At 37.7% G+C, this 11897-nt stretch carries 17 protein-coding genes; 10 read left to right on the top strand and 7 right to left on the bottom strand.

Annotated elements, in window-relative coordinates; genetic code table 11:
* Positions 1 to 34: 34 nt before the first annotated feature.
* From CYP84_RS08700 to CYP84_RS08665, 7 genes are all read left to right on the top strand, one after another.
* Positions 35 to 319, top strand: coding sequence for a hypothetical protein (locus tag CYP84_RS08700; RefSeq protein WP_103637283.1), 285 nt, complete (start codon positions 35 to 37; stop codon positions 317 to 319).
* Between the two features lie 130 nt (positions 320 to 449).
* Positions 450 to 734, top strand: a complete 285-nt coding sequence (locus tag CYP84_RS08695) for a hypothetical protein (protein ID WP_103602903.1) — start codon at positions 450 to 452, stop codon at positions 732 to 734.
* A 277-nt stretch (positions 735 to 1011) separates the two neighbouring features.
* Positions 1012 to 1146 carry a hypothetical protein gene (locus CYP84_RS11080; RefSeq protein WP_258033919.1) on the top strand — a complete coding sequence of 45 codons (135 nt, stop codon included), beginning with the start codon at positions 1012 to 1014 and terminating at the stop codon, positions 1144 to 1146.
* A 39-nt stretch (positions 1147 to 1185) separates the two neighbouring features.
* On the top strand, positions 1186 to 1524 hold the full coding sequence (locus CYP84_RS08685) for a DUF2614 family zinc ribbon-containing protein (protein WP_103637281.1): 339 nt from the start codon (positions 1186 to 1188) through the stop codon (positions 1522 to 1524).
* Positions 1525 to 2046: 522 nt separating this feature from the next.
* Entirely contained in the window at positions 2047 to 2400 is a 354-nt protein-coding gene (locus tag CYP84_RS08675; RefSeq protein ID WP_141089210.1) for a hypothetical protein, read from the top strand.
* A gap of 208 nt (positions 2401 to 2608) precedes the next feature.
* Complete coding sequence (locus tag CYP84_RS08670; RefSeq protein ID WP_103637278.1) at positions 2609 to 3070, top strand: serine hydroxymethyltransferase; 462 nt, start codon at positions 2609 to 2611, stop codon at positions 3068 to 3070.
* A gap of 381 nt (positions 3071 to 3451) precedes the next feature.
* Entirely contained in the window at positions 3452 to 3871 is a 420-nt protein-coding gene (locus tag CYP84_RS08665) for a hypothetical protein (protein ID WP_103637277.1), read from the top strand.
* A 76-nt stretch (positions 3872 to 3947) separates the two neighbouring features.
* Here the strand turns inward: CYP84_RS08665 and CYP84_RS08660 are convergent, their stop codons facing one another.
* Positions 3948 to 4520 carry an SMI1/KNR4 family protein gene (locus CYP84_RS08660; protein ID WP_103637276.1) on the bottom strand — a complete coding sequence of 191 codons (573 nt, stop codon included), beginning with the start codon at positions 4518 to 4520 and terminating at the stop codon, positions 3948 to 3950.
* A 99-nt stretch (positions 4521 to 4619) separates the two neighbouring features.
* Here CYP84_RS08660 and CYP84_RS08655 point away from each other — a divergent pair, with 99 nt between their 5' ends.
* On the top strand, positions 4620 to 5549 hold the full coding sequence (locus CYP84_RS08655; RefSeq protein WP_103637275.1) for a PQQ-binding-like beta-propeller repeat protein: 930 nt from the start codon (positions 4620 to 4622) through the stop codon (positions 5547 to 5549).
* 40 nt (positions 5550 to 5589) lie between these two features.
* On the opposite strand, the gene CYP84_RS08650 is transcribed toward CYP84_RS08655, so the two are convergent.
* From CYP84_RS08650 to glmM, 6 genes are all read right to left on the bottom strand, one after another.
* Positions 5590 to 7029, bottom strand: coding sequence for an acetyl-CoA carboxylase subunit A (locus tag CYP84_RS08650; protein ID WP_004317286.1), 1440 nt, complete (start codon positions 7027 to 7029; stop codon positions 5590 to 5592).
* Between the two features lie 116 nt (positions 7030 to 7145).
* Positions 7146 to 7691: a hypothetical protein gene (locus CYP84_RS08645; RefSeq protein ID WP_021087019.1), complete on the bottom strand. Its 546-nt coding sequence runs from the start codon at positions 7689 to 7691 to the stop codon at positions 7146 to 7148.
* 9 nt (positions 7692 to 7700) lie between these two features.
* On the bottom strand, positions 7701 to 8135 hold the full coding sequence (locus CYP84_RS08640) for a CopD family protein (RefSeq protein ID WP_004317437.1): 435 nt from the start codon (positions 8133 to 8135) through the stop codon (positions 7701 to 7703).
* A 9-nt stretch (positions 8136 to 8144) separates the two neighbouring features.
* The gene (locus CYP84_RS08635) at positions 8145 to 8507 is read right to left on the bottom strand and encodes an NINE protein (protein ID WP_103637274.1); all 363 of its coding nucleotides are present in this window, start codon (positions 8505 to 8507) and stop codon (positions 8145 to 8147) included.
* Positions 8497 to 8949 carry a signal peptidase II gene (lspA, locus tag CYP84_RS08630; protein ID WP_103637273.1) on the bottom strand — a complete coding sequence of 151 codons (453 nt, stop codon included), beginning with the start codon at positions 8947 to 8949 and terminating at the stop codon, positions 8497 to 8499. The genes CYP84_RS08635 and lspA overlap by 11 nt, the downstream gene beginning before the upstream one ends.
* A complete protein-coding gene (gene glmM, locus CYP84_RS08625) occupies positions 8942 to 10282 on the bottom strand; it encodes a phosphoglucosamine mutase (protein WP_103558329.1) in 1341 nt (446 codons plus the stop codon). Before glmM ends, lspA begins: the two co-directional genes overlap by 8 nt.
* A 157-nt stretch (positions 10283 to 10439) precedes the next feature.
* Here glmM and rpsT point away from each other — a divergent pair, with 157 nt between their 5' ends.
* Entirely contained in the window at positions 10440 to 10709 is a 270-nt protein-coding gene (rpsT, locus tag CYP84_RS08620; protein ID WP_004317319.1) for a 30S ribosomal protein S20, read from the top strand.
* Between the two features lie 14 nt (positions 10710 to 10723).
* The gene (gene prfA / locus CYP84_RS08615; protein ID WP_004317452.1) at positions 10724 to 11791 is read left to right on the top strand and encodes a peptide chain release factor 1; all 1068 of its coding nucleotides are present in this window, start codon (positions 10724 to 10726) and stop codon (positions 11789 to 11791) included.
* Positions 11792 to 11897 lie beyond the last annotated feature (106 nt).

Below are 11897 nucleotides of genomic sequence, written 5' to 3'. Positions count from 1 at the left end.
GCAAAAAAGATAAAGCAAAAAAAGCAGATAATCAATGAAAAAGAATTGGATTGTATTTTTTGGATCAATAGCATTTTTTATAGTAGGTGCTATTTGCATAGTAATCCTAAAACTTCTCTTTGGAGAATACTACGGTGACGTTATTTTTGCTGGGATAATCTTGACCAATATATATTACATAATTAAAAACGGTATAAAAAAGAGTGACTTTCGGAAAAATAATTTTAAAACAATGGATGTCACAATAGGTGGCGTCTCTTTGGTACAAGCTATATTTGTATTTATAATGTGGGTTGGTTACAATGCAACAAGAGGATAAGCATAAAATTTGGCAATGGAGATTTACAGACTGCAGCAGAAGTAGGAACAAATTTTCTTACTACAACAGGACAAGCTATTGTAGATAGTGTAGAAAGCAAAAAAGATAAAGCAAAAAAAGCAGATAATCAATGAAAAAGAATTGGATTGTATTTTTTGGATCAATAGCATTTTTTATAGTAGGTGCTATTTGCATAGTAATCCTAAAACTTCTCTTTGGAGAACACTATATTGATGCTATGGCTGTGTTGCTAATATTTGCCAATGTATGTTTTATGATGAAAAACGGTATAAAAAAGAGTGACTTTAAAAAAGAATATATACAAAAAATGGAAATAAAAAGAGGTGGTGTTGCTTTAATTCACTCCTTTTTAGTTTTTGTATTTTGGCTTCTTTACAATGCCACAAGAGGATAAATATAAAAGTTGGCGTTTTTGGATAAAACAACGTTTAAATCTGTTAAATTTAAGCAAGAGTTAAATGCAAAAATCCAAATGACATCAACAAAGCTAAACCTAAATTCTTTAGAATTTCTCGATTAAAAGGCGTAGGGAGAAATTTAGGGAATGGATATGATAGTAAATAAAAATGATAAGCAACACTGTCTAACAAATGGGCAGTTAGTGGAAAAGTGAAAAATAAATGAATTATTTAATAGGTTTTATTATTCTTGCCGGAGGGCTGTCTATCCTAGTGGATCCGGCCCCACCGATAAATATTTTTGGTGTGCCAAAAGGAGACGTCATCCCTCATGGTCTAAATACACCAGTCGGATCGGTCATGGCGTTACTTGGTTTGCTCTTTATATATAGGGAGATAAAAAAGTAGTTGAAGAGCTATAAATTTGGCTTTTAAAGGTAATGAAAAATGAGTAATTTCTTTATATCTATTGGATTTTTGATAACTGCTATTCAAATTTTTACTAGCAAGAAAATAGCAAGAGCATATGATAGTACCGACTACTCTTCGATGGGAGATTTCTTCTTGCTTTCTGGTGTGGCGGCATTAGCGGGCGCCATATTATATTTTTGGCTCGGATATAGGTATATTAAATTTAAAAATATCAAGAAAGAATTTGAAGACAAATGGTGTAATAGCTGTGACAAAGCCATTAAAGTCGGCAATGATATCTCTTGGTGTCCAGACTGCGGCAAGCCACTAACTAAATTTAACGACAAGCACGGTAAAAAAGTATCTAAAATATAGCACTCCTTCATTGGTTCTGTAAATTCCATATAAATTCATTGAAAATTTAGGCGATATTGTCAAGATAGGAAGTGGAATGGAAAAAGGTGAAAGAGTAGCTATGGGTTGTATATCGTTTGTAGAGCTCGTTTTATGTATGGTCTATGGGAAGTACTATATTAGGGGCTGGAGTGAAGCCGATCTTCTCTCGGTCTCCTTTTTTGTTTGTACTTTTATCTATTGTGTTGCGCCATTTTTTGTCAAGAATAGTAAAGAAAGTGACTTAATTAAATTTGACCTTCTGTCGTTCATTGCGTTGCTATTGATATATCTACTAGGCTTTAGGCTTATTTTTAACATTTTTGATGACTCTTATATGGAATATATAGCTATTTTTATATTTACTATTTTGGCTACAAGAGTAATACTAAATTTGTTTGCAAAATATAAAAATAGTTAGCTTTTTGTGTTAGTGAAGATTTAAATTTTATAATGTTTTATATATTTAAACGCATAGGCTGGTCTTTTATAGGATTTATATGCTTGCTTGATTGCATATCTATGTTAATACATAAAAATGTAAAAGTTGGTGAGAAGTTTTTTAAATTTGATGATTCTGGCAATTTATATCTTTTGCCAGCTTTTAGTTTTTTATTTTTGGGTATATATAGCTTTTGGATGGCTTTTAGAAAAGAACCACCAGTCGTGCAAAGGCTAGAGGGCATGTGGTGCCCTGATTGCATGAAATTTTATAATATAGGTGAAACTACATGTGAAAAGTGCGGACAAGAGCTACTAAAATGTTATAACACACACTATGAAACAAGGCCAAAACCAAAGACCGAGCCGCTGTTTAGGTCAAAACCTAGAAATAAAAAGCGAAAACTAAAGAGGTAAATTTATTTTTTTGACTTCTGTGGTAGTAATATAAAAAGCACGTAGTAATAGGTAGATAAAATAAAAATGTTCATAGAATAGTAGTGGGAAGTGATGGAACATATTATTACTCAAACAACCATTATGGACAAAATGGAAATGGTATCCCTTTTTATAGAGTTGGTGTATTGCCAAAAGAAACGATAAATAAAATGTTTGGAGGTATTAAATGATAGAAGTTAGAGTTGATTTTGATGAAATTGATAAGATTAGAGAATTGAACTATGCTTATGGCAATCTCATTCCAGAAAATATAAAAGAAAAGATGCTATATTTTTTATCGCTAAAATTAAATTTACCTCTAACTCATAATTGGGATACATTTAAAGAATTCTATCAATATTTACATTTTAAGGAATTGCAAGAATTTAAACCAGAAGACGGTTGGGCTAGCTATGATGAATTTTTAATTATAAAAGAAGAAGATAATAAATGTGGAGTTAAAAATAAACAAGGCGTTAGGGATAATTTAAAGTTAATTTTTATAAATTTTAATAAATTTTACAAAGAATATAACGAATTAGCAAATAAATTATTAAATTTCATCAGCGATGTGAAAAGTGAAATGTTAAATTACTGTGATAAAAATAATAATGATTTTTTAAATATTACAGTATTTATTGAAAGTTAAAAGATGAAAATAACTCAAAAAGAATAAGTGAAGTTATAAATTTTGAAGGTGTAAAAAAATGTAGCCTAGCTTAAATTTAAATAATTACTTGATAGATAGTAAGTTGTTTAGCAAATAACAAATCATGGAAGTATATGACTGGTCATTTTTAAATTATGTTAATTTTTTACGTGGTTGGATGTAAAATATTTTTTCTAAAAAGCTAGGACGAAAACCAACATATGAAGAAGAAGCAGGTTTTTATCTTTATTTAAACGAATGATATTTGGCTATATCTTCTATTGATGGTGGACCTGAAAAAGAAATTTAGGGTGATAAATTTTGGGATGTGTCATCTGATAAAAATGATGGAATTTGTAAAATTCACTATAAGGAGTGAAAATGAAATACAAGATAATAAAAAGCGATAGTGTTGGTTGGTATTTTAATGATGATGTTGAAATGATTAGAAATTTTGGATTAGACGATGATGACACCTTTTTAAAATTTTTAATTCAAATTCCAAATATTACAAAAATTGATATTTTAGAATATTTTGAACTAGCAATTTTAGAATTATGCTATTTCTATGAACCAGATATGTCTCGAAATTATTATATACACGAAGAATTAGATAAGAAATTTGGTGAAAATTCTCCCAATGCGACTTACGCAAGTGAATTTTATGCTGTTATGGGGCAATTATTTTTAGCTGGATTTATTGATTTTGGCGTAGAAGATAGTAATTTAGATGAACTCGGAACGGATTTTGAGACAAATTTATCCAAAATAGATTTAGGTATGACACTTTATGAAAAATGAATTTACTTTAGAAATAATTATTTTTATAACAGGAAAATTTATAAAAGAGGATTTGGTTAGAGTGAGCCTAAATTTATTAAATTTGCGCCATCTCTTGCCAAAAATCAAGTGCCACGTCGTCTGCTTGGACAAAATTTAGGATTTGCTCGGATGATGGCATGGCTTCGTCATTTAGCCTTGCTATATAGGTGCTGGCAAGCGCTATGAAAAATTTTTCAAAGTCGCTCGCGACGCGCCTGCTGCAAAGCTTTTTATCTCCAAGTAGCCACGCATAGACCGCACCACTCGTGCAATCAAGCAAAAATATCCAAGGATCTCCCACAGCAAAAACTATCAAATTTGCTGGGCGAGCTTCACCCTGCCACCATTTGCCACCAAACTCATCTACGCTGTTTAGGCGCACTAGCTCGCTCGCGTAGTTACCTCTGGAGCCAAAGCTGACATTGCAAATTTCAAAGTTGCTAAGCTCAAATTTGCTTAAAAGCTTTGTAAATTTGGCTGGTAAATTTACGCCAAGGCTCTTTTGTGCTTGCATAAATGCCGAAGCGTCCTTTTGTGGCAAAAGCCTCATACCAGTTATGCCATCTTGCTCTAGTGGCAAGAAAATTTGATCTAGTTTTCTAACGATCTCGTCTAGTTTTAAAAACATATCGCTCCTTAAATTTGCTAATTTTGGCAAATTTTATCAAATTTAGCCTAGTGTGCTTTGAAATTTGGGTTATAATCGCCATAATTTTAAGGAGCTAGCGTGGTTAGATCATATCCTCTTGATATGCCTGGCGTGGAGTTTCGCGGACACGGCGTAACTGGCATTTATGAGATGGGTGAGCGCATTGCATTTGTGCATTTTGCTTTTGGGGTGCCTAACGAGCTAGAGATAGCTCAAAAACTAACGCCAAACTACGTGCTACTAGATACATTTTCACGCGACTTTAGCGAGCATAAAAGATCAACGCTTACCTATAAACAAAGCGAAATTTTTATAGCCAGCAATGCACGTTGCTACCCAGAAAATGGCTACTTCGTGCTAAATACTAGATACTACAAGGGCTACATAAACTCCCCAGCAAAGCTTATAAAGATAAGTGACGGGCTGATGAGCGAGCTCGGCGTTGCTAAGGAGCCTGTAAAAGAGATATATAACGACGCTAAAACGTATGAATTTGATGGCTTTTGCGTGCGAATGAGCTCGCCATTTATGATGGAGTGCAAAGAAATTTTGGATGGCGCAGAGTTCAAAAGCGAAGCAAAAGATGAAAATTTAAACGCTAATTTGCCGCCCAAAGAGCAGGGCGCAAGGATAGGCAAAACCATCTGGCGGCTAAAGCTTGGCGCATATCTCTATACGCCAGTTTGCCTGAATGATGGGGTGCTTTACTTTGGCACCGCTGGCAAGGGCGGAGATCTATACGCCGTGGATGCAAAAAGTGGCGAGGTGGTGTTTAAGTTTAAAACCAGCGGCACGGAGCATTTTGTTTGGGTCGAGGATCAAATTTTGCTCGCAAACCGCAAAAATAAGCCAGTTTTGATAAGCGCTAAAGATGGCTTGCTATTAAAAGAGATAGAGTTTGAGAAATTTAGCCTTAGCGCAGATCAGATCATGCTAGTAAGCGGTGGCAGGCTCTACGCTGTGGCAAATGACGGAGCTAAAATTTATGCAGTTTGCGCGGAAATTTAGCCTTGGCGAAATTTATCGCCAAAGCCATAATGAGATAAATTTATCTCTTCTTTTTATATCTTTTTATCGCCTCTACGATGACCTCTTCTAGGTCGTCATTTGGCTCTTTGTTCATATCATCGTAGGTGTTTTCAAGGATAGTTTTTAAGTTTTTCTCAACGTAGCTAGTATCGAAAAATCCCCTTCTAAATTCCTTACTTTTGCTGATCGTTAGCAAAAATGGGATGATCGTTCGCACGCCCTCGATGGTAAATTCTTCAAGTGCTCTTTCAAGCTTATTTACAGCAAGATCGTAGTCAGTCGCCTTGACGATCAGTTTTGCGATAAGTGAGTCGTAAAATGGCGGTATGGTGTAGTCCTTATAGACGTGGCTATCGACGCGCACAGATGGGCCAAGAGCTGGGTAGTAGCCCTCGATCGTGCCTGGTGCTGGGATGAAATTTTCCCAGACATTCTCAGCCGTGATCCTAGCCTCTATCGCGTAGCCGCGTGGTTTGATGTCGCTTTGCTCGATCTCTAAAATTTCACCCGCTGCTATCCTTATCTGCCTAACGACAAGATCATGTCCTGTGATCTCTTCGGTGATGCCGTGCTCCACTTGGATACGAGTGTTCATCTCCATGAAGTAAAAGTTGTTGTAGTCATCTAGCAAAAACTCGATCGTTCCGACGTTTGAGTAGCCCACAGCCTTTGCAGCAGCGACCGCAGTCACGCCCATGATCTTTCTTAAATTTTCACTAATCGAAGGGCAAGGTGCGATCTCGATGATCTTTTGGTGGCGCCTTTGGATAGAGCAGTCACGCTCGCAAAGGTGGATGATGTTACCGTAGTTGTCGCCTAAAATTTGAAACTCGATGTGGCGAGGATTGACGACAAGCTTCTCCATAAAAACTTCGTCATTGTTAAAGTATGCCTTAGCCTCTCTGGTGCATGACTCAAAGGCATCTTGCATATCTTCTTCTTGCCAGACCTCTCTAATGCCGCGGCCACCACCACCACCACTTGCTTTTAAGATGACTGGGTAGCCGATGCGTCTAGCGTGCTCTTTTATGGCGTCCATACTCTCGTCATTTAGCTTTTCAGTGCCTGGCACTATTGGTATGCCGTTTTTCTTCATTAGATATCTAGCGATGTTTTTATCGCCCATTTTCTTGATGACTTCGGCCTTTGGACCGATGAAAATGAGCCCAGCGTCCTCAACTGCCTTTGCAAATTCGTAGTTTTCGCTTAAAAAGCCGTATCCTGGGTGTATCGCATCAGCCCCACACTCCTTAGCGAGCTTTACGATCGCTTTGGCGTCAAGATAGCCTTTGATCGGATCTTCACCCACTTGATAGGCCTCATCAGCGATCCTTACATGCAAGCACTCGCTGTCTGGCGCTGTATAAATTCCTACGCTTTGGATGTGTAAATCCCTACAAGCTCTGACTATCCTAACTGCGATCTCACCACGATTTGCGATAAGAATTTTATGTATCATAGGCTATCCTTTTTGAGTTTTTCTTATCATATAACTATTCGTTTTATTTTTAGATAAATTTGTTAAGTCTGGTTTTAAAATTTGAGTGCAAAGGCTAAATTTACACTCAAATTTCTTTATTTGCTAATGATTTGGGGGAAAGGTGTGGCTAGGGCTTTTTTGCTAAAGTCTTGCGACTCGATCGTGAAATTTGTAGCAAATCTTTGAATGCCCTCTTTTTTATAAGCACGCCTTTGGATGGTAAAAAGGACTAAATTTCCGCCTTGTTTGGTGTAGCGATATATCGAGTGCTCGGCCGTTGGAGTGCCATTTAAATTTGAAAATATCGTGATATCAAGATAAATTTCATTTGCTAGCGAGCCCTTTTTATAGGCTACTTTTAGCCCTTTTGCCTTTAGCTCTTTTAGATCATTTATCTTTTGCTCGACTGCTTGCTCTGGCGTAGCGTCAAATTTAAGCGTATTTAGCGAGAGCATGTAACTAAAACTATCTAGTTTCTCACCAGGGAGCAAGTACTCCTGCGTGAATAAATTTGGCACAGGCTTGGCTGAGCTTGCTAGCGAGTAGAGTCTGTTGTCAAATTTTATCTGCATCGGCTCAAAGTACTGAGTAGCCGCGAGCAAGAGCGCTGGCAAGGCGATAAATGCTAAAAATTTCTTCATCAAATTCCTTTAAAATGGATTTACTATCATGACCCAGATGATGATGAGCATCGCGATAGTTGGCACTTCGTTGTAAGCTCTAAAGAAGATGCCACTTTTGTTACAGCGTTTCTCTTTGAGCTGCTTCATGTAGCGTCCAAGGTCTAGGTGATAGATGGCCATTAAGATGACAACTAAAATTTTGACGTGGATGTGACCAGTTTTTATAAGATCAGGCATCGCGATAAGTATCAAAATACCAGTGACAAATGAGCCAATAAGTGCGACCCAGCCGATGTAGTGATACATCTTGTATTCCATCACCTCAACCACTTTTACAAAGTCAGGCTTGTCCATATTTTCTACGTGATAAACGTAGAGCCTTGGCTGATAAAACAGCACTGCCATCCACGAGATGAAAAACAAATAGTGGAGGTATTTTAAGTAAAGATAATATTCTGCCATAACGTCTCCTTATCTAAAAAGTATCTCTTTTCTAGCTTCAAATTCAGCCTTGCTGATCACACCACTCTCAAAAAGCTCGTAAAGCCTTTTTAAGTCCTCTTCTTTATCTTTTAGTTTTACTCTCTCTTTTAGCTCGGCCTTTTGTAAATTTTTCTCGACATAAGCGCCAACTAAAAATGCATCGATGATCCACCAAATGCCCCAAATAGCCAAAAATAAGTAGCCAATGAGGATGATTTGCAAAGAGTAACCGATAAAAAATAGTCCCATCATCAAAAAGCCAGTGATAAATTTACCAAGGTAAATTCTATGCGCTCCAAGCCAGCCAGTAAGTAGCCAAAGTGCGTATGCGACGTAGATATTATTTCCCACTCTCTCTCCTTTTTCTAAAACTTTGCCAAAGTATCATCACGACGCAAAGATCGATCATCACATCAGCGAAGTTAAAGACTGCAAAGTTAAACCACTTGTGCCAAAAGACGTAATCCACGACGCCGCCATGGATAAATCTATCTGTGATGTTTGAGCTGCCAGCTCCTAGCAAAGCTCCAAGCCAAATGGCATGCGAGCAAAGCAGCTTTTTCTCAACAACCAGATAGATAAAAACGCCTAAGATAAGGGCAACTTGTATAAATTTCAGCCACTCATCCAAAAAGGCAAACATCGAAAATGCAACGCCCTTATTATATGTAAGAACTAGTGAGAAAAACTCGCCCTCCCACGAAAAACCATCTATAAATATCATCTTTATCGCTTGATCAACGATAAAAATGAGAAAAAACGCGATGAAAAATTTAACTAAGCTTTTACGCATTTAGGGCTTTTACGAAAAATTTCTCAACTTCATCCATGCGTTTTTCAACTAAAGTTTGATTTTTGCCCTCAAGCAAAAGTCTGATCAAATTTTCAGTGCCAGAGTATCTAAAGAGCGATCTTATGCCCTCTTTTGCAAGGCTAGCCTCAAGCTCTTTTAGCCCTTCTATCTTATCAAGCGGCTTTTTCTCTGTGATCTTTAAATTTAGCAAAATTTGCGGATACGGCTTTAGCTCGCCAAAAATTTCACTAGCTTTTTTGCCTTTTTTAAGCATCATTGCAACGACTTGCATCGAAGTAACAAGTCCGTCGCCAGTCTTAGCGTAGTCGTTAAATATGACGTGGCCGCTTTGCTCGCCGCCAAAATTTATGCCATTTTCTTTCATCATCTCAAGCACGTATTTATCACCTACGTTTGAGCGAAGTAGCTTGATCTTGTGAGCTTTTAGATAGTCATCAAGCGCGGCGTTACTCATCACAGTAGCCACGATGGCACCGCCTTTTAGAGTCTTTTGCTCGTGCAAAAATGCAGCCAGTGAGCCAAGTATCGCATCTCCATGCACTACTTCTCCGTTTTCATCGACCACGACAAGCCTATCAGCATCGCCGTCAAATGCAAAGCCGATGTCAGCACGAAGTCTTTTTACCTCGCTTGCTAGATCTTCTGGGTGAAGCGCGCCGCAGTTTTGGTTGATGTTGCTACCATTTGGCTCGTTGTTTATGACGATGACGTCGGCTCCAAGCTCGCTAAATACAGTTGGTGCGACCTTGTAAGCAGCTCCGTTTGCCACGTCTAAAACTACTCGTAAATTCTTTAAATTTAACTCTTTTGGGAATGAATTTTTGATCTGCACGATATATCTACCGATAACATCGTCGATTCTCTTGTTTGCGCCGATCTCTGTCATCGTCTTTTGGGCGTTTGCGATGAGCTCGTCGTCGTAGAAGATTTTTTCTATCTCAGCTTCTATCTTTTCATCTAGTTTGTTGCCAAAGCTATCAAAAAATTTGATGCCGTTGTCGTAGTATGGGTTGTGTGATGCGCTTATCATTATGCCAGCGTCACAGCGCATATTTTCTGTTAAAAATGCGATCGCAGGTGTTGGCATAGGGCCTATTTGAAGGACGTTGTAGCCAACTGCAGTTAGCCCTGCAACGATGGCGGTTTCTATCATATAGCCACTTTTTCTAGTATCTTTTCCAACCAAAATCACATTTGTCGCTGAGGTCTTTCTAAAGTAAATTCCAGCAGCCATTGCAAGGCGCATAGATGTTTGAGCTGAAAGCTTTTCGCCAGCCTTACCACGAACTCCGTCTGTTCCAAAAAGTTTCATCAATTTATCCTTTTTATTATAAAATGGTGCTATTTTATCAGAAATTATCAAATTTAAAATCTAAAATTTTATTTGTTTTAAAGCAGACTTAAATTCAGTTACAATTAAATATATTTTTCATATAATCACGGACTAAAATTATCAAAAAAGGTATATTATGGCAAACCATAAATCTGCTGAAAAAAGAGCTAGACAAACTATAAAAAGAACAGAAAGAAATAGATTTTACCGCACTAGACTTAAAAACATCACAAAAGCAGTGCGCGTAGCTGTAGAAGCTAAAGATCTAAATGCTGCAAATGAAGCTTTAAAAGTTGCTAACAAAAGTATTCACAGTTTTGTAAGTAGAGGCTTTTTGAAGAAACAAACTGCTGCTCGTCGCGTTAGTCGCCTTGCTCAATTAGTAAACACTCTAAAAGCTGCTTAATCTATTAAATTTTAATGTTTGCTGATAAACTTCATCCATTTTTGGATCGCTATGATGAAATTTCTACGCTTCTAAGCGATCCAAATATAGCAAACGATATCGAAAAGATGACAAAGCTCTCAAAAGAGCAATCATCTATCGAACCAGTCGCAACTGCTGCAAAAAAATATCTACAAATTCTAAACGACATCGAAGAGAATAAAGCCTTACTTGAGGACTCTGAGCTTGGCGAGCTTGCAAAAGATGAGCTTAAAAATTTAGAAATTTCAAGAGAGAAGCTTGAAGAAGAGATTAAAATTTTACTTCTTCCAAAAGATCCAAATGATGATAAAAATATATTTTTAGAAATTCGCGCAGGCACCGGTGGTGACGAGGCTGCACTATTTGTTGGAGATCTTTTTAACGCTTACATCAGATATGCAGAGCTTCGTGGATATAAATTTGAGATCGTTAGCCAAAGCGAGGGCAACACTGGCGGCTTTAAAGAGATCATCGTGCTCATAAAGGGCAAAGGCGCTTACTCTAGGCTAAAATTTGAAGGTGGCACACATAGGGTTCAGCGTGTGCCAGAGACTGAGAGTCAGGGCAGGGTGCACACCTCGGCTGTGACTGTGGCTATCATGCCAGAGGTTGAAGATAGCGAGATCGAGATCAATCCAAATGATATAAGAGTTGATGTTATGAGAAGCTCGGGCCACGGCGGCCAGTCGGTAAATACAACTGATAGTGCCGTTAGGATCACGCACATACCAACTGGACTTGTTGTCACAAACCAAGATGGCAAGAGCCAGCACAAAAACAAAGAAGCTGCGATGAAGGTGCTAAAAGCTAGACTTTACGAGATGCAAGAGCAAGAGAGGCTTGCTAAAGAGACTAGCGAGCGCAAGAGTCAGGTCGGCACTGGAGACCGCTCAGGCAGGATAAGAACTTATAACTACCCGCAAAACCGCATAAGCGATCACCGCATAAATTTAACACTTTACCGTCTTGATGCGATCATGGCTGCAGGATTATTTGACGAGATCATCGAACCGCTTATCACTCACTATCAAGCAGAAGCTATGCTTGAAGCTGGCATTTAAGCGCAAAATTTATAAATTCTCACCAAATCATTAAAAATCAAAAATCTACAAACTAAGATCTAAAGTCATCTGATCTTGAAACGATCTTAGTTTGTCTGTTTTATAA

Source organism: Campylobacter concisus, assembly GCF_002912425.1.
Classification (GTDB): domain Bacteria; phylum Campylobacterota; class Campylobacteria; order Campylobacterales; family Campylobacteraceae; genus Campylobacter_A; species Campylobacter_A concisus_AH.
The sequence above is the reverse complement of the archived record's forward strand: the minus strand, read 5'-3'. Positions and strand labels throughout refer to the sequence as shown.